At 69.5% G+C, this 23,458-nt stretch carries 28 protein-coding genes; 17 read left to right on the forward strand and 11 right to left on the reverse strand.

Features of this window, described 5'->3' with window-relative positions; all coding sequences use genetic code 11:
• The first annotated feature begins 371 nt into the window (after window positions 1-371).
• Entirely contained in the window at window positions 372-620 is a 249-nt protein-coding gene (locus ACFXDJ_RS31210) for a hypothetical protein (RefSeq protein ID WP_384649142.1), read from the forward strand.
• Window positions 621-1,117: 497 nt separating this feature from the next.
• Here ACFXDJ_RS31210 and ACFXDJ_RS31215 read toward each other — a convergent pair whose 3' ends face one another.
• Window positions 1,118-1,321: a hypothetical protein gene (locus ACFXDJ_RS31215; protein ID WP_384649140.1), complete on the reverse strand. Its 204-nt coding sequence runs from the start codon at window positions 1,319-1,321 to the stop codon at window positions 1,118-1,120.
• A 251-nt stretch (window positions 1,322-1,572) separates the two neighbouring features.
• Between ACFXDJ_RS31215 and ACFXDJ_RS31220 the strand changes: the two genes are divergently transcribed.
• Window positions 1,573-2,148, forward strand: a complete 576-nt coding sequence (locus ACFXDJ_RS31220; RefSeq protein ID WP_384649138.1) for a MarR family winged helix-turn-helix transcriptional regulator — start codon at window positions 1,573-1,575, stop codon at window positions 2,146-2,148.
• Window positions 2,149-2,170: 22 nt separating this feature from the next.
• Window positions 2,171-2,587, forward strand: coding sequence for a hypothetical protein (locus ACFXDJ_RS31225; protein WP_384649137.1), 417 nt, complete (start codon window positions 2,171-2,173; stop codon window positions 2,585-2,587).
• A gap of 129 nt (window positions 2,588-2,716) precedes the next feature.
• Here the strand turns inward: ACFXDJ_RS31225 and ACFXDJ_RS31230 are convergent, their stop codons facing one another.
• Complete coding sequence (locus ACFXDJ_RS31230; RefSeq protein WP_384850983.1) at window positions 2,717-3,094, reverse strand: lysine transporter LysE; 378 nt, start codon at window positions 3,092-3,094, stop codon at window positions 2,717-2,719.
• A gap of 233 nt (window positions 3,095-3,327) precedes the next feature.
• On the opposite strand from ACFXDJ_RS31230, the gene ACFXDJ_RS31235 reads away from it, so the two are divergent.
• A complete protein-coding gene (locus ACFXDJ_RS31235) occupies window positions 3,328-3,972 on the forward strand; it encodes a dihydrofolate reductase family protein (protein ID WP_384850985.1) in 645 nt (214 codons plus the stop codon).
• Window positions 3,973-4,136: 164 nt separating this feature from the next.
• On the opposite strand, the gene ACFXDJ_RS31240 is transcribed toward ACFXDJ_RS31235, so the two are convergent.
• Entirely contained in the window at window positions 4,137-4,613 is a 477-nt protein-coding gene (locus ACFXDJ_RS31240; protein ID WP_384850987.1) for an Imm21 family immunity protein, read from the reverse strand.
• A gap of 215 nt (window positions 4,614-4,828) precedes the next feature.
• On the opposite strand from ACFXDJ_RS31240, the gene ACFXDJ_RS31245 reads away from it, so the two are divergent.
• From ACFXDJ_RS31245 to ACFXDJ_RS31265, 5 genes are all read left to right on the forward strand, one after another.
• Entirely contained in the window at window positions 4,829-5,281 is a 453-nt protein-coding gene (locus ACFXDJ_RS31245; protein WP_384850989.1) for an RpiB/LacA/LacB family sugar-phosphate isomerase, read from the forward strand.
• A 305-nt stretch (window positions 5,282-5,586) separates the two neighbouring features.
• Window positions 5,587-5,889, forward strand: coding sequence for a hypothetical protein (locus tag ACFXDJ_RS31250; RefSeq protein WP_384649127.1), 303 nt, complete (start codon window positions 5,587-5,589; stop codon window positions 5,887-5,889).
• Window positions 5,890-6,046: 157 nt separating this feature from the next.
• On the forward strand, window positions 6,047-6,556 hold the full coding sequence (locus tag ACFXDJ_RS31255) for a DUF2199 domain-containing protein (protein ID WP_384850991.1): 510 nt from the start codon (window positions 6,047-6,049) through the stop codon (window positions 6,554-6,556).
• Between the two features lie 560 nt (window positions 6,557-7,116).
• Entirely contained in the window at window positions 7,117-7,572 is a 456-nt protein-coding gene (locus ACFXDJ_RS31260) for a MarR family transcriptional regulator (RefSeq protein ID WP_384649123.1), read from the forward strand.
• A 272-nt stretch (window positions 7,573-7,844) separates the two neighbouring features.
• Window positions 7,845-8,219, forward strand: a complete 375-nt coding sequence (locus tag ACFXDJ_RS31265) for a HEAT repeat domain-containing protein (protein ID WP_384850993.1) — start codon at window positions 7,845-7,847, stop codon at window positions 8,217-8,219.
• A 250-nt stretch (window positions 8,220-8,469) separates the two neighbouring features.
• On the opposite strand, the gene ACFXDJ_RS31270 is transcribed toward ACFXDJ_RS31265, so the two are convergent.
• Both ACFXDJ_RS31270 and ACFXDJ_RS31275 read right to left on the reverse strand, forming a co-directional pair.
• Window positions 8,470-8,814 carry a hypothetical protein gene (locus tag ACFXDJ_RS31270; RefSeq protein ID WP_384649168.1) on the reverse strand — a complete coding sequence of 115 codons (345 nt, stop codon included), beginning with the start codon at window positions 8,812-8,814 and terminating at the stop codon, window positions 8,470-8,472.
• A gap of 113 nt (window positions 8,815-8,927) precedes the next feature.
• Window positions 8,928-9,359 carry a peptidoglycan-binding protein gene (locus ACFXDJ_RS31275; protein WP_384649122.1) on the reverse strand — a complete coding sequence of 144 codons (432 nt, stop codon included), beginning with the start codon at window positions 9,357-9,359 and terminating at the stop codon, window positions 8,928-8,930.
• Window positions 9,360-9,672: 313 nt separating this feature from the next.
• Between ACFXDJ_RS31275 and ACFXDJ_RS31280 the strand changes: the two genes are divergently transcribed.
• Entirely contained in the window at window positions 9,673-11,334 is a 1,662-nt protein-coding gene (locus ACFXDJ_RS31280; RefSeq protein WP_384649120.1) for a PQQ-binding-like beta-propeller repeat protein, read from the forward strand.
• Window positions 11,335-11,540: 206 nt separating this feature from the next.
• Here ACFXDJ_RS31280 and ACFXDJ_RS31285 read toward each other — a convergent pair whose 3' ends face one another.
• Window positions 11,541-12,560, reverse strand: a complete 1,020-nt coding sequence (locus ACFXDJ_RS31285) for a TauD/TfdA family dioxygenase (RefSeq protein ID WP_384850995.1) — start codon at window positions 12,558-12,560, stop codon at window positions 11,541-11,543.
• Between the two features lie 55 nt (window positions 12,561-12,615).
• Window positions 12,616-13,659, reverse strand: a complete 1,044-nt coding sequence (locus ACFXDJ_RS31290; protein WP_384850997.1) for a hypothetical protein — start codon at window positions 13,657-13,659, stop codon at window positions 12,616-12,618.
• A gap of 379 nt (window positions 13,660-14,038) precedes the next feature.
• Between ACFXDJ_RS31290 and ACFXDJ_RS31295 the strand changes: the two genes are divergently transcribed.
• Window positions 14,039-14,614, forward strand: a complete 576-nt coding sequence (locus ACFXDJ_RS31295; RefSeq protein ID WP_384850999.1) for a hypothetical protein — start codon at window positions 14,039-14,041, stop codon at window positions 14,612-14,614.
• The gene (locus ACFXDJ_RS31300; protein WP_384851001.1) at window positions 14,604-15,266 is read left to right on the forward strand and encodes a Fic family protein; all 663 of its coding nucleotides are present in this window, start codon (window positions 14,604-14,606) and stop codon (window positions 15,264-15,266) included. The genes ACFXDJ_RS31295 and ACFXDJ_RS31300 overlap by 11 nt, the downstream gene beginning before the upstream one ends.
• Window positions 15,267-15,554: 288 nt before the next feature.
• Here ACFXDJ_RS31300 and ACFXDJ_RS31305 read toward each other — a convergent pair whose 3' ends face one another.
• Entirely contained in the window at window positions 15,555-16,787 is a 1,233-nt protein-coding gene (locus ACFXDJ_RS31305; RefSeq protein ID WP_384851003.1) for a GNAT family N-acetyltransferase, read from the reverse strand.
• Between the two features lie 268 nt (window positions 16,788-17,055).
• Between ACFXDJ_RS31305 and ACFXDJ_RS31310 the strand changes: the two genes are divergently transcribed.
• Both ACFXDJ_RS31310 and ACFXDJ_RS31315 read left to right on the forward strand, forming a co-directional pair.
• Complete coding sequence (locus tag ACFXDJ_RS31310) at window positions 17,056-17,229, forward strand: hypothetical protein (protein ID WP_384649108.1); 174 nt, start codon at window positions 17,056-17,058, stop codon at window positions 17,227-17,229.
• 91 nt (window positions 17,230-17,320) lie between these two features.
• Window positions 17,321-17,650 carry a hypothetical protein gene (locus tag ACFXDJ_RS31315; RefSeq protein WP_384649106.1) on the forward strand — a complete coding sequence of 110 codons (330 nt, stop codon included), beginning with the start codon at window positions 17,321-17,323 and terminating at the stop codon, window positions 17,648-17,650.
• Window positions 17,651-17,894: 244 nt separating this feature from the next.
• On the opposite strand, the gene ACFXDJ_RS31320 is transcribed toward ACFXDJ_RS31315, so the two are convergent.
• Entirely contained in the window at window positions 17,895-18,497 is a 603-nt protein-coding gene (locus ACFXDJ_RS31320) for a TetR/AcrR family transcriptional regulator (protein WP_384649104.1), read from the reverse strand.
• Between the two features lie 107 nt (window positions 18,498-18,604).
• Between ACFXDJ_RS31320 and ACFXDJ_RS31325 the strand changes: the two genes are divergently transcribed.
• From ACFXDJ_RS31325 to ACFXDJ_RS31335, 3 genes are all read left to right on the forward strand, one after another.
• Complete coding sequence (locus ACFXDJ_RS31325) at window positions 18,605-19,465, forward strand: haloalkane dehalogenase (protein ID WP_384649103.1); 861 nt, start codon at window positions 18,605-18,607, stop codon at window positions 19,463-19,465.
• Between the two features lie 336 nt (window positions 19,466-19,801).
• Window positions 19,802-19,969 (forward strand): hypothetical protein, encoded by a 168-nt coding sequence (locus tag ACFXDJ_RS31330; RefSeq protein ID WP_384649101.1) that lies wholly within the window; start codon window positions 19,802-19,804, stop codon window positions 19,967-19,969.
• Window positions 19,970-20,254: 285 nt separating this feature from the next.
• Window positions 20,255-22,117, forward strand: a complete 1,863-nt coding sequence (locus ACFXDJ_RS31335; RefSeq protein WP_384851005.1) for an ABC transporter ATP-binding protein — start codon at window positions 20,255-20,257, stop codon at window positions 22,115-22,117.
• A gap of 7 nt (window positions 22,118-22,124) precedes the next feature.
• Here the strand turns inward: ACFXDJ_RS31335 and ACFXDJ_RS31340 are convergent, their stop codons facing one another.
• Together ACFXDJ_RS31340 and ACFXDJ_RS31345 are read right to left on the reverse strand one after the other, a co-directional pair.
• On the reverse strand, window positions 22,125-22,319 hold the full coding sequence (locus ACFXDJ_RS31340; protein WP_384649097.1) for a hypothetical protein: 195 nt from the start codon (window positions 22,317-22,319) through the stop codon (window positions 22,125-22,127).
• 241 nt (window positions 22,320-22,560) lie between these two features.
• Window positions 22,561-23,292: a phytanoyl-CoA dioxygenase family protein gene (locus ACFXDJ_RS31345; protein ID WP_384851007.1), complete on the reverse strand. Its 732-nt coding sequence runs from the start codon at window positions 23,290-23,292 to the stop codon at window positions 22,561-22,563.
• Between the last annotated feature and the right edge of the window lie 166 nt (window positions 23,293-23,458).

Genomic DNA, 23,458 nt, shown 5'->3' on the forward strand with positions numbered 1-23,458 from the left:
CGTCAAAACGGGCTGAAAAGGTACATACCACCTAGCGTGGTTCTGTGTCCGAGCCCGCAGATTTCAACGACGCCGCGCCGCCCCCACCGGTGCCCCCGAACCCCCCGGCGCGCGCGCGCGGCGCGGGCGCGCGCGGGCCCCCCCCCCCACACCCCCCCGGCTCCTCGTCGTTCGAGGACGTGGCAGCATGTGTCGCATGACGACGAACAGAAGGGTCCGTGCCGCGTAGACGGCCAGGACGTCTCCGGATTGCCGTCCCGCGGCAGCTCCGGACGCACTCGACAGGGCTGGAACTCGATGGTCTCTCCGCGCGCGCGGTATGGGAGATCACCCGCCTCGAACGCACGCGGAACCATTTGGAGCCGGGAGACGTGGTCCTGGCCCTGGACCGGTGGCAGATGTACGTCCGCAGCCCCCGGAGCGAGTTGTGGGACGAATGCACGTGGGGCGACGTCCACTGGTACTGCTGCGGCAATCCTCTGGAGGGCCGCGCACTCCTCGACCGCGTGCTCCTGGCCGTGTCGCCTCGGACAGCCCGCGAGCTGCGGGCAGTCATCAGCAAGTACGACGCCCTCTGCACCGTTCCTGTCCCCCTGCTGACGCGGCTCAGCCAAGCTTGACCGTTCTCACTGCCGCTCTGTTAGGTGTCGTGGTCGGTTCACTCGGCTCCTACGCCGTGCAGAGCTTGACCGAGCGCCGGCGGTGGAAGCGGCAGCGGGAGGAACGGTGGGACGAGAAGAGGTTCGAGACGTACAGCCGTTACGCCAATGCCCTCAAGGCGCAGCTTCGTGTTGCCCAGTGCATCGGTGCCGCCGTCGGCTTCGCGCACGTGGCCGACCCGTTGCAGCCGGCGCGGCGGCCCGGCGCTGGCACGAGTCGATCTGGACCATCGAGGTGTTCATACGGGAGGGTCCGATCGACGCCGAGATGTGGACCAAGGCTCATCGGCTGGCGAGCGAGGCTCGTGATGCCTTCTACGCCAGCGCGCGGGGTGACCTCGGAATCGGCGGAGCTCCGCCACCGTCGGGGCAGTGGCCACGGCAGTGGCGGGTGGATCTCACCCGGTGAGTGTCCAGGACCCCTTCAGGCCTTGAGCCTCGTCTGGTAGCCGGGCGGCCTAGGCGGCGCTGCCGTCGTCCTCTTCCTCGGCCGCCTCTTCCAGGGCCTCCTCCCAGGCGTCGAGCCGGGCCCACAAGTCCTCGGGCAGGAGCCTGGCGAACGGGTACGTGGTCACCTGCTCCGGGTGCAGCAGGCACGGCTCGGGCACGTACCCGCCGGACCGGGCCCGGCGCGGCAACGCGGAGGTGAAGCGTGCCTCCAAGCTCGACGAACTCCTCGCGCGCCGGCAGGACCGCGCGCAGTAGCTGGCCCCCGTGCTACCTGACACCTGCCCTTGTTGCCGATGTGCGCCGCGGTGGCTGCGTAGGTGAGAACGGAGAGCCGAGAGCAGTGCGCAGAGGCAGCGCGGCTACATCGCCTGCCTCTCGTCCCCGCAAGGGTGGGATCTTCGGGCATCGCGCGGCGGCGGACTCTGGCGATGCCGCCTTTGGCAAAGTAGAGTGCTGCTTCATTATGAAGCACGTACATAATTCTGGCCTGGCACGTGACCCTGACGGCTTCCTCTACGACCCCGGAGTCCGGGACTCCATGCAGGCATTCGCGGCGGGGGACGACACCCTCGCGCTGGAGACGGCCGCAGCCGTCCGGTCGGCCTCACAGGCGGTCGACCGGCTGCGTTCGCACGGTGCGGGGGGACGGGGGCTCAGCGCGGGGGCGCTCGACGTCCTCGCGCGACTGAGTACGGCCCCGGACCGGGGCCTGAGCATCGGCGAACTGGCCCGCGCGGCAGGGGTGAGTTCCCGCAACGTCACCGGCCTGGTCGACACGCTCGAACGGGACGGGCTGGCGCAGCGGGTCCAGGACCAGCACGACCGCCGGTCGGTACGCGCCACGATCACACCAGCCGGCCTCGACTGGCTGGACAACTTCCGCCAGCCGACGCAGCGCGCCATGTCCGCCGTCTTCCAGAACTTCACCGAAGACGAACTCGCCCGGTTCCGCGACCTGTGCCTGCGCGTGGTCGAGAACCAGCAACGCATCGAGCAGTACCTGAACGAGGCCCGGCACGACGAGCCGCCGACTCCCTGAACCGACACCGACGGAGCACCACATGACCACCGACTCGGCAGCCAACATGACCGCCCGACGTACTGTCAGGGCCTACCACGAGGCCCGATTCCGGGGAGACGTCACCACGGCCGCCGCCCAGATCGGCGAAGGCTTCGGCTTCCGCAGCCCGTTCATCACCTCCGACAGCCCGACCGGCCACCTCGACGGCCTGGACGGACTCCTGTCCATCGTCACCGGCGTAGAGCTGATCAGCGAGTTGTACGGCGAGACCGAGGCCACCCTGCTCTACGACGTCCACACCACCCCGGCCGTCGGCATCACCCAGCGCACGGCCGAGCACTTCCACCTCCACGACGGGCGGATCACCTCGATCGCGCTCATCTTCGACTCCGCCCCCTGGCAGGCCATCATGTCCGCGGCCGGCCCGACCCACGACGAGGCCGCCCCTCTGGCCTGACCGGCTGCCTGTCATCACGACGGAGACCGCGTACGCCTCGCCGTCCGACGACCAGAATTGACGCTCCATCAGGGGGCTGGCCGGACACCGCTGAGGTCGGTCGTCGACGGTGATGCCAGCATGAGCTGGTCAGATGCACCCGCATTTACTTCCGTACAGGATGAACCAGAGGGCCAGAGCGAGAAGGACCGTCAGCAGTGTCGCTCCCATCCGTCTCGCTCGAAGCGGTCCGGGGTGGCGCCAGGCCGTGACCGCGGCGACGGTCCCGATGACCAGCACGGCGGCGGCGCCGAGCGTGAGTCCGGGGCTCCGGCTCCAGCTCCAGTGCGCTCCAAGAGCAGCCCCCGCGAGCAGTAGGCAGCTCAGCACCTGCAGGATGACCTCGCCGACCGCTTCCCCTACGAACTCTTTGATCCCCTCCCATACCCGCCGCAGGCCGCTGTGCTCCTCGACTGGCACCGCCGGAGCCCCGTGCGCAGGCGATTGGTCGTCCGGCGTCGTGGTCATGGCGCCCCCCTGGACCTCTGACGGTGTGAACGGCGAACGCGTACGCCTTCGTTCCACGACGATCCTACGGCTCGGGCGGGAGTTGTCGCGGGCGGATCGGTGCGGGCGCAGGGCGTGCGGGTGTGGTTCGGCCGGGGGCGTCCTCGTACCGTCGTGTCGCTGAGTCCGTGGGCACCCAGAGGTCTATCTCTGGACGGAGACAACGGAGACAACCGACTCATCGGGAGCAAGACATGGGCCTCATCCACATCGAGCTGTTCGCAACCCTCGACCTCGTCGCGCAGGCGCCTGGCGGCCCCGACGAGGACCCGGTGGGATTCCCGTTCGGCGGCTGGCAGGCGCCGCTGCTGGACGAGGTCGCCGGGGCGCAGATCGGTGCCGCCTACGAGGGCACGGACGCCCTCCTGCTCGGCCGGCGGACGTACGACCTCTTCGCCGCCTACTGGCCGCACCAGAAGGGCGGCCAGGACAACGAGATCGCCACGCTCTTCAACAGCGTCCCGAAGTACGTGGCCTCCCGCGGCAGGCCCGACCTCTCGTGGGCCGGGTCCACGCAGCTCGGCCCGGACCTCGCCGACGCGGTGCGCGAGATCCGCGACCGGCACGAGCACGTGAAGGTCGTCGGGAGCCTGAACCTCGTACAGAGCCTCCTGCGCGAGAAGCTCTTCGACCGTCTCGACCTGTGGCTGCACCCGATCGTGCTCGGCGTCGGGAAGAAGGTGTTCGACGGCGGCGAGGTGCCCACCAACGTCACGCTCCTCGCACCCCCGGCAGCCAGCCCGAAGGGCACCGTGTACCTGCGGTACGGGCTCGCCGACGGCACACCCGCCACCGGGGACATGAGCGCACCCGATCGCGGTGTCGGACGCGACACCTGACCACCTGCGCCAGCCCGGTCGCGCACGCGCGGCACCGTACGGCCGTGGTGCGCGGTGCCTCCGCGTCGGCGCGCAACTCTGCTCCATGTGGAGTGCGGAAGCCGACGCGGGCTGACCACCAAGGCCCGCGCTCAGTTCTGGGAGCATTGCCGGACAAGCCTTGGTCAGGTCAATTCGACGAATCGGTGCAGACGAAAGGACGTGAGGTCGTCGGGCTCGACTTCTGCCGAGTCCACGCGGTAGCGGCCGGCACCGAGATCGAGGACGGTGCCGTCGACGAGTGCCCCGACCTCGTTACCGAAGTACGCGGCGTCGAACATGACAAGCCCGCCCGAGGTGTGCAGAACGGGTCCTTCGTCCCACTCGGCTGCGGTCAGCCCTGCCACGATGATGTCAGCGACGCCCTCCGCACTCTCCGCGTAGCACCAGCGGGCGAGGACTCGATGTTCGGGAAGGTAGGCGGTGGAGAGCGGTTCGTCACCGAGGACGAGTGCCTCGGCTCCGTCAGGTAGTTCGAGAACGCCAACGAGATCCATCACCGCGCAGGCCCGGTCGTAGTCGCCCTCCGTTCCCGACCAGTGCGACAACGCATCTCGCGGAACCAAAACGAACGGGCCGCCCTCCGTCTCCCACCACGTCAACAACCTGCCGCCTCCAGCTCGAAGATCCGTTCCCCGTTGCGACAGCGTATTGGCGGGAGGCGCGGCCCCGCTCCCGGCCGAGGCGTTCGGTCTGCACGCGGGCATGCTCGCGGAAGGATGCGGTCTGTTAGGGGGTGAGGTACCGCCCGGTCACGCCGAGGCGCTCATCGCGCGGCTCGCGGCGACCGTCCGTTCCACGCGGGTAGTCTCTGGGCATGCGGATCTCCGTTTCCTCGGACATGGACGAACCCGTGGCTCGCGCCCTCCTCGGGCAACTGCGCGAACGCGGACACGACGTGGTGACGTTCGGGGCGCTGAGCCCTGGTGACGATCCGCAGTGGTCCGCCTGCTCGCAGGCGGCGGCCCGCGAGGTCGCCGCCGGAAACGCCGACCAGGCCGTCGTGTGCTGCTGGACGGGTACGGGCGCGTCGATCGCCGCGAACAAGGTGCCCGGCGTACGGGCGGCACTGTGCACAGACGCCTACACGGCCGGCGGTGCGCGCCGCTGGAATGACGCCAACGTACTCGCGCTCAGCCTGCGCCTCACCTCGGAACCGCTCCTCAAGGAGATCCTCGACGCCTGGTTCACCACCGCGGCGAGCACGGACCCCGAGGACCAGGAGAACGTGGCGCGCCTCGAACGGCTCGACGACACCAAAACCGGATGAGGGGTAGTGACGTCCAGTCGTGCATCTGGAACTGGCCGGCGGGCAGGGCGGCAGCCCCGTCCGCTCGACGAAGTGGCGCGGCATCAGTTCTCCGGGCCGGCGGTGGTGTCGGTCGGTCCGAGCACCGCGACCCCACCGGCAGAACGCCATGATCGCTTCAGGCGCGGGGACTCAAGAACGGCCCGGTTAGCCGGTTTCCCCGGATCTATGCCCGGATACCGTCCTCCGCGGTGGTTCCCCCCAGCTGCCGAGCCCGCTGTTGGACCCGCTGCTGGACCTGCCGCGCCGATCACGGGTGTGGCAGCATGACCCGCATGGCTTACGGATCTCTCTCCCTGTGGTCCCAGGACTCGGTGCTGTCCATCGGTTCCGTGGGCTCGGTCCTCTCCATCGGCTCGGTCGGCAGCGTGTTGTCGATCGGCTCGATCGGATCGGCGCTCTCCGTCGGCTCGACCGGCTCCTGGATGAGCGCGGGCTCCCTGCTCTCCGCGCAGTCGACGTTCTCGGTGCTCTCCTGGCGCTCGCGCGGCGGATTCATGGCCATGGGCGCCGTTGCCGCCGCAACCCTCGGCGTACTCGCGCTCGCGCGGACCGCCCACCCTCGCTGACCGGCGCCTTCGGTAGACCGTCACGGCCCTTCGACCGCCACACCTCCACCTGCTCGGCACTTGTTCGGCAAGCCGCCGCTCATGCTGTCCTTCCTGGAGAGTGAGGTCGCCCCGGGGCGCGGAAGGCGATGGCGCGGGTGGTCGCTAGGCTCGGGCCATGTCTAACGATCTCGGTTTCACGTGCTCCTGCTGCGGTGCCCACCATGCCGAGCTCCCCATGAGCTACTCGACCACGGCCCCTGATGCCTGGGATCCCAGCTTCGCGAACGATCCCGACAGCATGCTGTCGTCCGACCAGTGCGTGATCAGGGGCCAGCACTTCTTCATCAGCGGATTGATCGAGATACCCGTGATCGGCAGCCAGGACGTCTTCTCCTGGGGCATCTGGATCTCTCTGAGCAGGGACAACTTCAGCCGTGCCCTTGAGGTGTGGAACATGGAGGGCCGCGAGACCGAGAAGCCGTACTTCGGCTGGCTCAGCACCGAGCTCGCGCTCTACTCCGAGGGCACCACCGACCTGAAGACCAACGCCCACACGCGACCGATCGGCAAGCGGCCCTCGATCGAGCTGGAGCCCACCGACCACCCGCTCGCCGTCGAACAGCGCACCGGGATCACCCTGGACCGCGTGCGTGAGATCGCCTCGGCGGTGCTGCATCCGGCCTGACTGGCAGCTGTACGCCGTCGGTCAATCGAGGTGGGCCGCCGGCACCCGTACCTCGCACCGATGCCCGCCCGGAGGGCCGGCCCATCGGCGAGCTCACCAACCCGTACGCGCTGGAGGCCCACCGAGCCATCCGCGTCGAGACGGCGAACGGCGAACGGCGGTCCGGAGCTGCCGGAGTTGCCGGAACTGCCGATCTACATCGAGCGGCAGCACGACCGGAAGCTACGCGCCCTCGTCCAGGACGCCGTCAACGGATCGCGCCGGATCGTCGCACTGGTCGGCGGCTCCTCTACGGGGAAGACCGGGCCTGCTGGGAGACAGGACTCCAGGCCGACATCGCTGGCCTTCGGCTCTTCGGCCGGCGTCGCCAGATCGATGCCGCGGCCGAATCGCTTGTGGTCGTGGACGACGAGCGTGCCCCGGACACCTGGAGGCGCGCAGCTCGGGGCTTGATACTGGTAGAGAGGCGCAACCAACTGTCGAGGGCTTGACCTCATGTTTGGTTTAGGTTCTACGTTCATTCTCACCAGTCAAGATCCCCAGATGGTGAGGGCAGAACGATGGAGTACTCGCACAACGACACCGAGCTGGTCAAGCAGCCGATCGGTTACTGGAGCTGGGCCGCTCACAAAGCAGTTGTCACGAACATCCGCGCCGGGCTGGCACAGTTCGATGTCACCCAGCCCCAGTGGTGGGTTCTGAACCAGGTCACCTCCGGCGAGAACGGCCGGACCCGGGCGGAAGTGACGATGGTCCTCCAGGGGTACTTGGACGTGGGTGCCGCGCTCGCGGGGGAGATCGACGACCTCCTCGCCCGGGACTTGCTCGCGCTCGACAAGGAGAACCGCCTTCAGCTGACCCCTGGGGGAGACACCGTCTACCGCCAGTGCGCAGAGCGCCAGACGGCCATGCGAAAGGAAGCCCACGACGGCATCACCGATGAGGAGTACCTGGTCACCCTCAAGGTGCTGCAGCGGATGATCCACAACGTCGGAGGTGAGGCATGGCACCACTAGAGACTGTCGAGGGCGGGCGCCGCAGAACAGGTGGAACCTTCCCCGCCCTTAGGAGGTAGCGGTGGCTCTCGCAAATCAACCGTCGCCGTCCATCGGGGGAGTCCAGCCAGTTGGTGACCGGCCGTGGGCGGGTTTCCGAGCGCGGTCGGCTCGGCCAATAAGAACTCCACCGGCACCCCGCTTGCCGTCACGCTGACCGGCGGCAACCGCTGGTCGCGTCGTCCGTCACCACGGTCCTCACCCTGCGCATCGGGGCGGAGACGTTCTCGGCGGTGGTCGCGCACCGGCACCATCCGGGCCCGGAGCACCGGCTGTTCGTCCTCACCGTCCTGGAGTCCTACCGGCTGCGGCCCTACCGGTTGCTGATGAAGCGGTCGGGCGGGCAGAACACCTTCGCGAAGGAGACGGCGGACGTACTCGTGGCCTGGGCCACCGATGACGGGGAGGAGAACCCGGCGGTCCTCGCCAGGGTGCTCCGGATGCTGGGCGAGATGGACCACCCGGAACTGGAGGCCGTAGGGCTGCGGCACGCGGGTCACCCGAGCGCGCGCGTCCGGGCCGAGGTCCCCAGTCTCCTGTTCGACTGGCGCTCGCGGCGGACGACGACGCGCGCGTGCGGCGCGAGGCCGGCGGGATACTGGTGGTGATCGCGGGCCACAACGGGATCGACGGCCTCACCAGGACCATCGCCGGGGTGCTCCGCGATCCCGAAATCCCAGGTGCGGGAACACGTCGCGGAGGTCATCGAGCTCTACGGTGGCGAGGCCAGCACCCCGGCAGCCGTGCCCGATGGCTTTGCGTCCCGTACATCTCTCGCGTCCCCCGCGTCTCTCGCGTCGCTGCGGGACCAGGACGGCCCGGCCGGCCGGTGATGGACCGGCCGGGCCGCGCCGTGGTTCAGGGGCAGCCGTTGGTGATGTTGATCGACACGACGCTGGAGCCGAGGCCGAAGGTCTGTCCCGGGCGGATCTGGTCGACGTATCCGCTCGCGTACTGCAGGTACGCGCAGTCGTCGTGCCGGGCGTTGGTGACCCAGCGGGCGGTACGGGTCTTGGCGCTGGTGCTCTGCCAGCCGACGTCCTTGTACATCGTCAGGATGTTCTCGTTGGAGTCGAGGAAGCAGACGTAGGGCCACGGGCACGTCTGGGCGGCTGCGGCCGGGGACGCGGTGGCTGCGGTCAGGCCGGTGGCGGCGAGGACGCCGGCGAGTGCGACGGAAGCGAACTTCAGCCTCTTGAACATGATGGATCTGCCCAATCTCGGGATCTCGAATGAAGGAAGGGAGGAGGAGGCGGGGAGGAGGGAACCGAAAGCGAAGGGGAGCGGTCCCGTGCGGCCGCCGGGGCGACGGATCGTCAGTTGAAGTCGCCGGGGATGTAGTTCCAGCAGTAGCCGTGACTGCCCGTCAGCGGGGAGCCGTTGTAGTACTGGTCTCCCAGGGTGAGCAGGCGCGAGCCGGTGGCCGGACCGACGACGCCGTCCTGGCCGAGGCTGACCATCTTCTGGAACCACCGGACGTTGGCGTCCGTCTTCGGGCCCCACGAGCTGTCCTCGGAGAGGGTGCGGTAGGGCGGCGGCGTCGTGATGGTGCCCTGGGCGTAGAGCTGGTTCACGAGGTAGTTGATGTTGTGCTGCACGCACCACACACCGCTCCCGGAGGTGGTGTGGCCGTATCCCAGATAGGACGCACCAGGGGCGGCGCTCGCGGCACCCGCCGTACCCAGCAGTACCGCCCCCGCCACCGCGAGAGCGGCGGCGTTCTTGGCGAGCTTGGTCCCGATGGACATAGAAAGCAATCTCCTAACCTACGTGCCCTGTTCAAGACACATGGCTTGATCATATAGCCCAAATGTATGATTGAGAGCCCCTGTTGAAGGCAGGTCGACCCCACAGCGCCCCCGTAGCGCCCCCCCCAACGGCCCCCAGCCGCGCCGCACCCGGCTCGCTGGAATCGCCGCAAGCGGATGCCCCGCCTCGCCCGGATGAAATCCATTGGTGCACCCCCGTAGCCCGACGGGATCATGGTCTGCGGCCGTGCCGCGCGCTCCCGTGACGGCGGTCGTTCACGTACCGCCCCGGGAGGGACACCGTATGGCCCGTATGACCCGTATCACCCCTGTGTCGATGGTCCGACGCGTCTTCGGAGACGGCCCTTTCGCCGAGATCGGGGAACCGGCGCTGGCCGTCCTCGACGAGCGCTCGCGGACGGTCGCCGTCGGCGGTGACCTCGGGCACGTCCAGTGGAGCGGCAGCGGTACCGCGGACCAGGGGTGGACGGGGCAGCGGATCGGGGTCTACGAGCGGGACGGGCTGCGGTGCCGGCACCTGGTGCGGTCCCGGTACCCCGTTCGGTCCCTTGACTTCCACCCCGTTCTCCCTTTGCTGGCCGTGGGTACCGGGCGCTACGACGGCGGCTACTCCTTCGAGGGCGAGCTGCTGCTGATCCACCTCCACTCGGGCGCCGTCGTGTCCGCGTTGCCGTACCCGCGCGAGGTGCTCGGCGTGGAATGGCGCAGTGAGACGGCGCTTCGTCTCGTCCTCGCGCCGTTGGACGACTGGGATAACCCCCGGGCGCACGAGCAGGGGCATGCGGTCGTCGTGGCCCGCCCGGACTGGGACGCCGTCGGGCCGGGGGCGGTCGAGGAAGAGGAGCTGGATGCTCCCGCGGAACCGGTGGTCCGGCCGGACGGCGGCGCGGAGGCCCGCCGAATCCTCGCGGACCTCGCGGCCTCGGCCGGTCGCCACTGGTCCGTACGCCGGCGGGTGTGGGCCGTCGAAGGTACGGAGGACGGCCGCGTGCTGGCCGCGTTGGACGGGGTCCTGGCGGAGTCGTGGCTCCCGTCAGGAGACCTGCAATGGACGGTCGAGGACGAGGAGGGCGGCCGACAGCTGGTTCCGGCCTCCGACGGCACCTCGCTCTGGACCAACGCCGAACGCCGCGGTCGCCCCATGGGGCGGCGCTGGCAGACGTCCCCGCCCCGGCTGGCCCGCATCGCCGTCGACACGGGGCAAGTGCTGGAGACCTTGAGCCCGGACGTGTTCACGGTTCTCGTCGCGGGCGACCGGAGGACGGTCCTCAGGGAGTTGGGCGGTCGCCGCAAGCGTCCCGAACGACTGCTGATGTTCGACGTCGACGGTCCGGAGGCCGGTCCGGAGGCCGGTCCGGAGGAGGGTGACGGTCCGGAGGTCGGCGGCTTCGACCTGTTCGACCACCCGTTCGCCGTCCGTCGCGCGAGCCGCCCGTACGTCCTGGTCGGCACCGACCCGGACGAGCCGCACAAGGACAAGTGGGTCACCGCGCTGGGCGCCGATGGGACGTTGCGGCGGCTCTTCCCGCACTCCTGGGTACCGGAAGAGCATCATTTCGGGGGTCCGGCGGTCGAAGTCGGGCAGTCCCTGGTCTACGCCGGCGCCGTCCACGACGGTGGCGGGCTTCAATCCGGTGGCGCCTACGTCGTGCGGCGATCCCTGAACGGCGCGGTGCAGTGGCAGCACCGCGCCGATCATCCCGTCACCGCCGTCGACACCGACGGGGACACCGTCTACGTGGCCTACAACTCCGGTGCCCTGACAGCACTGGACGCCGACGACGGTACGGTGCGATGGCACACCGAGCTGGAGGTCGAAGGAGCCCCGACCACCGCACTGTCCCTCGCCGTGACGCCGTTGGGGCACCTGCTCATCGGAACAGTCGACGGCCGGATCCTGGACTGCCCGCTCCGACCACATGAGCCCCTATCAGAGATATCGAGCGGCATGTGAACATCGACCAGCTTCTCGGCGCGCGTCCGGGCCTCTTCCTTCTTCGCGGCGCGGCCGAGGGCGGTGGTGGGGTGCCACCGCCCGGCGCGGAACTTGGCCCCCCACGAACGTAGGCCGGGGGAACGCGGGGAAGACGTTCACCGCGTGCGTGAACACCTGCCGTGGGACTGGTCGCTGGTCGTCGGTGGCTGGTCGTCGGTGGCTGGTCAGCGGGCGAGTACGTGGCCGTCGTGGGGGCGGTGGTCGCGGGAGCGGCGCAGGTCGGTGGTGACGTAGGTGCGTTGCAGCCAGCGGTCCGCTCCGTCGTACCGGGGGTGGAAGGCGGTGCGGCCGTGGACGGTGACGCGGTTGTCGATGATGACCAGGTCGCCCGGGTTCAGGCGCAGGGTGCGGGCGGTCGTCTCGCAGGCGCGGCCGAATTCGGTCAGCGCCGCGGCGGCCCGAGGGGTGAGCGGGGTGGTGACGAGTTGAGCCATCCGTATGTCGGGATCCTCGACCGCTCCCGACAGCACCGGTCGGGGCTTGACGCCGGGCTCGCTCGCGGCGGCATCGGGGTTGAAGGAGGGTGGTGGTGTGGTGATGAACTCCGGCGCGAACAGGGTCTGGCGGCTGGCCGGGGTGAGGAGCGGCAGTGCTTGGCGGATGCCGGCGACGCGCATGCCGGCGCGTCGGTCGTGGTCGGCGCGCAGGCACAGGAAGACCACGTAGTCGGGTGGGTGGGGGTGGAAGCCGTTCTCGGTGTGGAAGGACAGCGGCACCGATCCGGCGTTGCCGTGGAAGTTCTCCTGCCCGGGCACGGGCACGACGTCCTGCACGAGGGCGCCGGATTTCTCGGCCCGGTAGGCGAGGGGCTCGCCGAGCCCGCAGGCCACCATGGTGAGCACCGCGGCCGGGACGGTGGCCCGGCGCTGGACCGAACCGGGTACGGACGGTGTCGCGGGCAGGGCCGCCGGATCGACGGGCAGGCCGCCGATCACCAAGGTGCCGTGCGGGCCGGAGTGCCTTCGAAATCGGCGCACTCCACGGCGCAGCGGCAACGGAAGGTCCTCCCAGCCGTCCCGGGCCCGGGCCACCCACTCGGGATCGTCGACCTGGTCGTGCTCGCCGGCGCACAGGGTGCGGGCCAGCCGCTCGCACGCGCCGGCATCGGCCGGGCCGAGTGCCCAGTCGGCTGCCACGGCAGGGCTTCGGGTAGTGCCGGGCGTTCCGGGCGTCGTATGGGCCATCGGGGTCAGGGTCTCCTGCCGGAGGTGTGGGGGCGGGGGCGGCGGACACGCGGACTCACGGGCGGCGCAGGCCGGCCACGGCCTCGGCGATGTAGTGGTCCCCGAACCGGATCAGGGAGGCGTACTGGGCCGCGCGGCGATGGCGCATGTGCCGTAGCTCGGCGACGGCGTTGTCGGGGCCTTCCGGTTTCTGAGCGATGGAACGATGCAGATGCACCATCGAGTACGCGAGGGTGACGTGCCGTTCACCGTCCACGATGTCGGCTTCCAGGAGCGCGCCCCGTGCCTCGGCCAGCTCCGGGGCGCGGCCCGCCAACTGCGCGTAGGAGTCGGGAACCACGGACAACAGGTCCTTCATCGCCGCCCGGAATAGCTTGTATCCGCGATGCTGGCGCCCGCTCAACGGGACGTCCACCGACGGGGGCGCCATGGTGTGGCGTATCGCCGCCATGTAGTAGTCGGCCGGGACCGTACTCGCGTGGGTCATGGCCGCCGGGAAGCCCCGTACGTACGCGGTCGCATCTGCCAGCCGCGGCAGAGCGGCATCGACGTCGCCGTGCCGTAGAAGGCGGGTCGCGTCGGCCACGGCGACCGCGGCGCAGATGTTGAACAGGACGTGGACCTGGTGCCCGATGAGCCACCGAGCGTTCCACACCTCCTCCATCGACGCCCCCGCGGGAGGCTCGGGGACGGCCACCAGCGGTACGGGGTCACGGTCGTCGCCCGGCGCCGCGCCGGTGAGGTCGAGCACCGCCTGGCGCATCGCGGCTGCCTCCAGGGCCAGGTCGGCGCCCGACAGAGGAGCCTCACACAGGTCTTCCAGACCGCGGTGGACGACCAGGACACCGTGCAGGGCCGCCTGCTGATCCGACAGTTCCTCTTCACGGACCCGGAAGAACGACTGACTGATCGACTCCGCCGGCAGCCCCTCACCGACCACGGCCGGAGCCAGAGCCGACAGCGCGGCCACCAACTCGCCGGCAGCCGCAGCGGCCTGCCGTAGCGCCAGGGTCCGCTCCACAGGTCTGGCATGGGTCGCCAACCCGGCCAGCACGCGCGCGGTGCCCTTCGCCTCGGCATCGACCCGCGCGCCGAGCACCGGGACCGACCGCCCGCCTCGGGGCTCGCGGAAAACAGCGACAGCAGGATGACCGGCAACCGGAGGTAAGCCCATGGTGGAAGTACCTCGCCAAGAACACTCCAGACGAAACCTGATCGGCCGGATCATTCCTGTGCGGTGGGCGGGTCCCGGGCCGGTGACGGGAGCCGGGCGGCAGGGGTGACAAAATGGGGTGACAGGTTTCGACCTGGTGAAGATGATCAGTCACTTGTTCCGTCACGCTTGACTTCGGGGGTACGCCACGTCCATCGACCACGAACGACCCTGGTCGCTGCCTTGGGCTGTCGCCGACCCCGGCCGGAACGCTTTCGACTGGGACGACGACGAGGCGGCACGGCTGACGGCGCTTGTCGTCCCGATGGTGCCTTCCGAGGTCGACCGGACGGCTGATCGCGACCGGATGGCGGGTTTTCGATTCGCCGACGAGGTCACTGCGCTTCTGGTGTCCCGTTACGGCCGGTGGGCCTGCGGTTGGGACTACTCGGTCCACAACGGCGGTCCCGTCGAGGCCTGGTGCTGCGCTTCGGACTCGGTCGGAGAGGCGCAGGAGACCGCCGGGCGCGTCGTGACCTGCCTGCTGGAGTGGCGTGACTGGCTGGAGGACGTGGCCGAGCGGTTCGAGCAGCTCGCACCGCATCCTGATGCCGGCGGCGAGGACCGGAGCTGGCATCTGGAACGCGCGGTGACCCGCCTGGTCACCGCGGTCGTCAGCAGCACCCACGCCGAGTCGTCCTGGTACGGGCTCTGCGAGACGACGCTGACCTGGTTCCTCACCTCCACCGGCATGGGACCGGAAGAGGCGCGGAAGGCGGTGGAAGCCGCTATCGGCGGCCGGTTCAAGAGCCACGTCGCGCCCGCCCCGACCCTGGTCGACACGGTGGGGGAGGACCTGGCGATCCGCCTGACCGGCCGCGGGTTCTATCGTGAACGATGACGCGCTGGCGGTGTGGTGCACGGTCAGGGAGCAGGTCGACTGGGCCTCGGCCGCGAGCGTGAGCCCGGCACCGGTAATCCCGGCCGTCGACGGACTCGCCGCGTGGTTCGACGGTCCGGTCCGCCTTCGAGACCCGGATCGCGCCGACCGGCTCCTCGCTGCGATGACCCTGTCCCGCGTAGCGGCCTCACGGGGAGAGCCGCTCACCCCGACCCTCCTCACCAGTTGGCAGAAGTTGGTCCTCGGCGTGAACGAGGTGGGTCTGCGTCAGAGCGACGCCTTCGCCAAGGGCGGCCGGGAACGATACGGGCTCACGCCCCACACCTGGCAGGACTTCGCCACCTGCCTGTACCAGAGCGCCGACCCGTCGGTTCCCCTGACAGCCCGCGCGGCCAGGGCGTACCTCGACATCGCCTTCTTCCATCCCTACCCGGACGGCAACGCCCGCCTGGCACTGCTGGTCCTCGCCCACGTCCTGGAGAGAGAAGGAGTACGCCTGGACGAAGTGGGGCCGCTGCAAACCACCCGCTACGCGGACGACCCAGACGGCGCTCTCGACTTGGCGGCTCTGGTCACCGTACTGATCCGCGCCACAAACCGCCGGGCAACCGCCCGGTGGGCGAAGGCTGGCTCCCGCCGGAGCGGCAGCTGAGCACCTCCAGTAGTTCGCGGCCGAGCATTTACGCTAAGAACTGATCACTGGGCCGTTGACCTCGGGCTGGGGATGGTGGGGCCGTTGGTCATGGGGCGGGAGCCAAGTCTGTGAGCGTCTGTTCGTCGTGCTCGCGCAGGAGGCGCATGCGGCGCCGGCGAGGGGTGCTGGCGGTTCTTCTTGCCGGTGCGGATGACCACGCGGGCGTCGATCTCCTGGCTCGGACACCAGCCGCAAGGTGGCGGTCAGGGCTTGGTCGCCGCGGTGATCCTGTCGGCGAGCGCGCGGTCAGAACCAGTGCAGGCAGTGCGGCGAGCGCTCGGCGCGGAAGAGGGCGTCAGCGAGGGCGGCCGCGCCCGGGCGGTGGGCCCGGATGTGTCCGGCACGCACGAGCGTGCTCGGGGCGGTGCCGCCGAGGTAGACCGAGCCCAGGTCGCGCACGTCCAGGGACAGGTCGGGCTCCCGGTCCGTCGGGACGCAGTCGGCCTTGCCGTCCCGGACGGTCAGCAGGTAGCGGCCGTGTTCGCCGAGGAACGGGTCCTCGACGTCGAGGACGAGCTCGCCGTCCGTGAACCAGCCGCGCGCGGTCAGCGCCCGCGGGATGTCCAGCAGCCGCACCCAGAGCCAGTCGGTGTCGCCGCTCACCTGGCCGACGTTGAAGTCCGCAAGCTGCCAGCGCAGCGGGTGGTCGGGCGGGACGTGCTTGAACACGACCTGAGTGACCAGGTCGTGTCCGAGTGCGAACCGGGCCAGGGCCGTGTAGACGGCGTCGTCCGTGGCTATGGTCTCGTCGACCGTCAAGGTCTCGTGCTCGCCGAGCGAGTAGCTGGCGTACCCGTCCGGGACGCCGTCGGCGTCGCGGTGGACGGCGACGTAGCGCGGTGCCGGCGAGACGGGGGGCTGCCCCGCGCCCAAGGCCCACCAGCGGTGCGGCCGGGACAGCGCGCCGGGCTGTGCGCGGCGGTACCGGTCGTAGACCTCTTCCAGGATCTCTCCGCACTCGGCACGCCGCAGCACCTCGACCGAGCCGTTGTCCGAGCCGGTCGCTGGTGCGTCGGCCGCTCCGCGCGCCCGGGGAACGGCGAGGGCGGCCCGGTGGCGCGGCACTGTCAGCCGCGCCGTGTAGGTCGCCGGTCCGTAGCCGAACCTGCCGTAGATCGGGGCCTCGGAGGCCAGCAGCACGGAGAGGCACTCCCCGCGGGCCCGCAGCTCGGTGAGCTGATGCCGCATCATCGCGCTGAGTAGGCCCTGGCGTCGGTGCGAGGGCAGGACACCGACGGCGGTCACTCCGGTGACCGGCACGAGGATCTCACCGGGCAGGGTGAGCTCGAAGGAGTACGCACCAGTGGTGCCGACGGGCCGCCCGTCCGCCGTCATGGCGAGCAGGTTGCGGTCCATTTCGTACGCCGACCACACGAACCCGTTGCCCTCGGCCGGGGATTCCCGGAAGCGCCCGAACGCGGCAAGGATCGTGTCGACGAAGACCTCGAGGTCCTGGTCGGTCGTGGGACGGATCTCCATTGCCGCTACTGCCTTTCCGGGATGCCGACACCACGACGTGTGGTGTCCCGCCACAGTGCAGCGTCGACCCGTGACCAGGGCAAGCGAATTGCGGCCGGGCCCTCGGCCGGTCAAGGCCCCGCCCGCCTCGCACCGAGCGGCCCGTCCGGAGCGGGTACGCGAGGACGTCGACCGCCCGGCAGGAGCTGGCGAGCCAGCTCGAAGCCCTGCGCCGGGCGGAGTGCCACAGGGTCTTTTCCGAGCAGATCAGGACCCGGATCAAGGTGCCATGCTCGCCGTGGCCGGGCAGATCGAGCGCAACTACATTCGGGAGAAGACCCTCGAAGGGCAGGTCATCGCCGCGTCCAAGGGCAACCACGGCGGATGGCCGAAGGTTCCAGGGCAACTCCAACGCGGCTGCCCGGCACACCTACTGCACACCCCGCTGCAAGCCGGGACGTGATCCCCATGCGCAGAAGCTGACACCCCCGACCGGAATCGGCGCGACACGAACAGCTGCCGTTCACTACTGTCACATGGGAAAGGATGTGGACATGGCACTGGTCAAAAAGGGGTCACGGCTCATCATCGTGGACGGCACCGCCTACCGGTGGCGACTCCGCGGACGGCCGACCTACGACCAGGGCCTGGTCCATTCACCCCTCACCTACGCGGTCGAACACGCCCAGACTCCCGGCACGACACTGGTGGTCACCACCAACCAGCCGCACCCGAGCAACTGGTTCGGAACAGTTGGCAGCCCGGTCCTGCCCGCCCAGGTGGCTGACAGCATCCTCACCGCTCTCACCGCCGGCTGGACGCCCGAGAACCCCGGCTCGCCGTTCCACCTCGACCAGTCAGCTGGCTTCGTCTCGTCCCACTGATCACCCGCACTCAAGGACTCACCGACCCGGCCACCGGTGAGTCCTTCTGCTTTCCGCTTCACCGACGAGGCCGGACCCCGTCATGCGCAAGGTGTTCCCGCACGCCCCGCGTACGAGGCTCCGGTACCCGCTGCTGCTGTTCGATTCGGCGACGACGTCACACAGTCCGCAAATCCGAAACCCGCCACGTCCCGGACAGGAAGTCGATGCCCCCGCGACCTCGCCGCACAGGTTGAAGATCAAGTTAGGCCAAGGCTGTGCCGTGTAGGTAGGCGGCCAGAATGGTCTGCAGAGAGACGGTCTCGTTGATGGCGGTCCGGTAGAACACCAGCGAGTCCGTGAGGGCGATCAGTTCCTCGACGTGCGCGTCTGAGTGGGGGAGTCCTGCTCTGGTCAGGGCCGACGCCGTCACCTGTTGGGTGATGGCGTGGACTTCGGACTCTGCCGTCAACTTTGCTCGAATGCGTGGCGCGTCATCGAGTTCGAGGATGAGGGCGTATCGGGCTCTCATGTCGTCGCGGCGGCACGCGAGAGTCTCGACGAGTCCTGCGATCAGCGCGGCAAGCTCTTCGACGCCGAGCCGGTGTTCGCGCTCGAACGCCGTGTTCAGAGAGTCGGCGAGTTCTTCGGCGTCAGCCTTCGAACGGGCGGCGAGCGCGTCGACGATGAGCTCCGCAAGCGCGATCCGCGTCTTTGCATGGTAGGAGGTCGATCCCTGCGGTATGCCCGCCTCGCGGTCGACAGCCCGATGCGTCAGGGCGCGAACACCGTCGCGGGCGATGATGCGAATCCCGCTGTCGGCGATCGCCTCCCGCCGCTCACTGCCACTTGCCGCATTCGAAGACACGACTCGATGCTACAGGTGTAGAGTCTCGCACCGTGAGGGCTCTACACCTGTAGTGGCGATGTGGGGTTAGGTCGACAGGATGCGGCGCAGGCCAGGAGGAGGGCGCAATGATGATCGACTTCGTTCCCGACCCGATCCTTTATCCCTTCGAATCGCGATGGTTCGACTCGTCCGCCGGTCGGGTTCACTACATCGATGAGGGGACGGGGCCGCCGATTGTGTTCTGCCATGGCGCTCCTGCCTGGAGCTTCCTCTACCGCCACATCGTGAAGGGCCTTCGTGATCGATATCGCTGCATCGCTGTCGACTACCTGGGCTTCGGTTTGTCCGAGCGTCCGGCCGGCTTCAGCTACACGGTCTCGGAGCACACGGCAGTCGTAGGCGAGCTGATCGACCATCTGCAGCTCGATGACTTCGTCCTGATGGGACAGGACTGGGGTGGCCCCATCGGGCTCGGCGCGGTGACCACGCGCGCAGATCGCGTCAAGGGCATCGTGCTGGGCAACACCGTGTTCTGGCCGATCGAGCCGCTGGCGAATCGGGCGTTCAGCATGATCATGAGCAGCCGCCCCATGCAACGGCGCATCCTCGAACAGAACCTTCTCGTAGAACAGTTCCTACTCGGTAGAACCGGCCCCACCCTGACCGCAGTCGAGGCCGACCACTACCGCATGGTGCAGCCCACGAAGGAAGCCCGGCGCGGACTCGCGGTCATGCCCGGGGAGATCCGCGCCGCACGCCCACTGCTGGAGAATCTCGCCCACGAGGTACCTGCCCGCCTCGGCGACAAACCGACTCTGGCGATATGGGGCATGCGGGACATGGTGTTCCGGCCGAAGGCGTGCATCCCGCGGATTCGCTCCTCATTCACCGAACTCGACATCGTTGAACTCCGTCGGGCGAAGCACTTCATTCAGGAAGACGCACCAGATCAGATCGTGGCAGCGATCATCGAACGATTCCCCTGAGTCATTGCCATCGTTCGCTGCTGAGGTCGACAACCACGCACCTGCTCAGAAACCCATGGGGGTAACTCGACAAGGATCTAGCGGACGTGCGGGGCTGTGAAGTAGCCGGTGACAACAGGGGTCTGACGCTGTCGACGGTCGAAGAACCTGCGTGTTCGGTGTGTCACCGAACACGCGTTGGAGCGTGCCCCGCGGGCGGCTCGGGGCGGTGGCGCCGCGGTGGTCCTGACGCTGCTGCTCGCGCTGGTGGAGGCGCTGGAGGAACCTGGCTCTGGCACGAGGCGAAAGCGCATCGGGCGCAGGCGAAAGCGGCGGCCGACGCCGGGGTGCTGCTGCGTGAGGCCGTCACGACGGCGGGCGCCCTCCGAAGTCCTCGCCGAGGCCGTGGAGTCGGCCGCGATGGCGATGCGCCCGCGCCCGCGCCCGCGCCACTACCCCCACACCCGCACGTGCAGCCGCGCCCGCGCCGCCCGCGTCCCCAGTCGGCGCACCCAGGCCGGGTGAAGTCCCGGCCGCGCGCACCGCGGAGGCCCGCGATCCGTGGGCGCCGCCGCCCGCCGTGGGGAAGGTCCCCGCCCCGGGTCTGCTCCGGATCCCTGTCCGCCGCCCGACCGTGCTGTGTCGAGACGGCCCGCTGACCCTGCCGGTGACGTTCACCCCGGGCGGATAGCGGGCCGGCCGCCAGCCGGACACGGGGCGGTTGTCACCCACACGGAAAACGCTTGGACGGCGCGGACGGCATCGCGGGAGACTGCGACCTCCGTAACCGAGCGACTACGTAGGGTGGCCATGAAAGCGTCTCCATCACGAGGGGGTCCGTCAGGTAGAGGGCCGGTGGTCCTCGCACTCCGTTACTACGGGCGGGAGTTGGCGCGGCTGCGGTGGCTGACCGCGCCCGCCATGCTGATGCCCGCCCTCGGCAACATCGGCATCAGCTACATCGCCCCGCTGGTCGTCGCGAAGCTGGTCGGGCGCATCGCGGGTGGCTCCGGGCTCGGCCTCGGCGCCTGCCTCCCGTACGTCCTGGGCTTCGCCGGTGTCCTGCTGCTCTCGGAAGCGGCGTGGCGCCTCGGCCTGCACTGCCTGAACCGGGTCGACGCCCTCGGCATCGAGCGGCTGTACATCGTCGGCATGGACGAACTGTTCGCGAAGGACGCCGCGTTCTTCCACGACAACTTCGCCGGGTCGCTGACCAAGCGGGTGCTGAGCTTCGCCTCCCGCTTCGAGGAGTTCGTCGACGCGCTGACCTTCTCGGTCGTGGGCCGGTTCGTACCGCTGCTGTTCGGGTCGGTCGTGCTCTGGCGCTACGAACCGCTGCTCGTCGTGGCGCTCCTGGCTATGATCGTGGTGACGGGGGTGTGCGTACTGCCCCTCATCCGGCGCCGCCAGGCGCTCGTCGCCCGGCGCGAGGAGGCGATCGCCCGGGTGTCGGGGCACGTCTCCGACAGTCTGATGAACATGGACACGGTCCGCGCGTTCGCCGCGGAGGAGCGCGAGGCGGCCGAACACCGGTCCAGGGTCGCGCAGTCGCGCGCGCTCACGCTGCGGTCATGGGACTACGGCAACCTGCGCATCGACACCCTGGTCGCACCGATGTCCGTCGTGACCAACGCGCTGGGCCTGCTGATCGCCGTCACGATCGCCGGAAGCGGCGGCGGGGGTGGGGGCGGAAGCGGGCACGGGGTGGAGGCGGTCGTGGTCGCGTTCACGTACTTCTCCAACGCCACCCGGATCATGTTCGAGTTCAACCAGATCTACCGCCGCCTGGAGAGCTCGATGACGGAGGCCGCGCAGTTCACGCAGCTGCTGCTGACGCCGGCGACCGTACTCGACCCGAAGTCTCCCGAGCCGGTGCCGGAGCCGGACCGGGCCGGCGAGGTGCGCTTCGAGAAGGTGGGCTTCGCCCACGCGGGCGCGGAGCCGCTGTTCGAGGGGCTCGACCTGGACGTGCCCAGCGGGGCGAAGATCGGGCTGGTGGGCCGCTCCGGTGGCGGCAAGACCACGCTCACCCGGCTGCTGCTGCGGATGACGGACATCGACGCGGGCCGGATCCTGATCGGGGGCCGGGACATCAGCAGGCTGCGCCAGCGCGATCTGCGCGAACTGATGGCGTACGTCCCGCAGGACCCGGCGATGTTCCACCGCACCCTGCGGGAGAACATCGCGTTCGCCCGGCCCGGTGCCACCGAGGCCGAGATCCGCCGCGCGGCCGAGGCGGCGCACGTCACGGAGTTCGCCGACGCGCTGCCCGACGGCCTCGACACGATGGTCGGCGAGCGCGGGGTCAAGCTGTCGGGCGGGCAGCGCCAGCGGGTCGCGCTGGCCCGGGCGATCCTGCGCGACGCGCCGATCCTGCTGCTGGACGAGGCGACCAGCGCCCTCGACTCCGAGAGCGAGGTCCTCGTACAGGAGGCGCTGTGGCGTCTCATGGAGGGGCGCACCGCCCTCGTGGTCGCGCACCGGCTGAGCACGGTGGCCCACATGGACCGGCTCGTCGTCCTCGATCGCGGCCGCATCGTCGAACAGGGCACGCACCACGAGCTGCTGGCCTGCGACGGCACCTACGCGAAGCTGTGGCAGCACCAGTCGGGCGGATTCCTCGACGAGAGCCCCGCACCCCCTTCACCGCGTCAGGGGGATTCCTGGAGGTAGGCGGCGATCAGGGTGAAGTCGTTGGCGATGGTGAGGGTGTCGGCGGCGTTCGCGGTCGGGTGGCGGCGCCGTTGACTCCCGCATGGAAGATGTCGTAGCGGCCGCCGCCCTTGTCGAGGTAGTCGGCCATGGTGACGGCGCCGACGGCGAGCCGGTCGTTGAGCGCGTCCGCTCCGACGGCCGCGCCGGTCTCGGGGAACACCTTCCCGCGCGCCGGGCAGCCGCGGCAGTTCTCGGCCGGCAGCGCGTCGACGCCAAGGGTCGGCAGGTCCTTCCGAGAGAGCCGCGCGTCGGGGGTGCGCTGCCAGACGCCAGCATCTGCACGAGCGCCCGCGGGGTCACGCAGTCGGCGGGGTGGCCGCCCCGGCCGTCCATGAGCTGGACCTGCTCGCGGTCGACGCCAGGCGCAGGCACGGTGGGCCCCTGTGACGGGAGCAACCCTCTCAGCCCAGCACGTCACGCACCGCGTCGTAGTCCAACCAGGGGTCCTGGAGGAACTCGCGCCACCGGGAGTCGTGACCGGTCCGCTTGATCCTGAAGTACACCGCGCGCCGCGTCGCCTCCGAGGCGTTGTTCCCGATGTTATGGCCGAGCAGGTAGTGCGCCAAGAGCAGGTCGCCAGCCTGGCCGCGGACCTGCTCCGCCTTGGACGGCTGGATCGGCGGGTAGCCGCCCGCCTCGAAGAACGCGTTGGGCCCGTGCTCGCGGAAGTACTCCGCGTGAGCAAGGTGACTGCCTGGCCAGACCCACAAGTTTCCTGCGTCCTCGTCGAGTTGGTCAGACATCAGCACGCTCGCGAGCATCGTGAACGTGCCGGGGCGCCCGTCTGCCTCCGACGGGAATCCATCGATGTGGTGCCAGCCGGGCACGGTCGGGAACGGCGGTATGTTCAACGCCACCTGTGCCTGCCGCGGCACCTCCAGCGCCCCCGCCCCGGTGAGCGACTCGGCGATTTCGAACGCCGGGCTGTCCGTCAACAGCGCAGCCAGGGACGGGGTCTGCGCGGTCTGGGGGAAGTAGAAGTGCGGCCCCCGTACGCCAGGTTCGGGCGGCGCACTCTCGATCAACTGGTCGATGACGCGCGACGCGGCGCTCACCAGATCTCGCGAGACCACCTGCGGTACCACGACGAAGCCGCGCTCGGCGAACTCGCCCAACTGTTCACGATCCAGCATGAACGGCACCGTAGATCAGTCAGGAACTCCCCAGCGACCCGTTTTCTCGCACTGGGCTGACGGCCTCCATCCGCCCGGGATCACGGAGAGGAACGAAGCCACGAGACAGGTCTGGACGAGACGTCGGCTGCCCTCACCCGGCAGTCCTCGCATCTCCCGGACCTCT

The organism is Streptomyces sp. NPDC059443, assembly GCF_042750105.1.
Classification (GTDB): Bacteria; Actinomycetota; Actinomycetes; order Streptomycetales; family Streptomycetaceae; genus Streptomyces.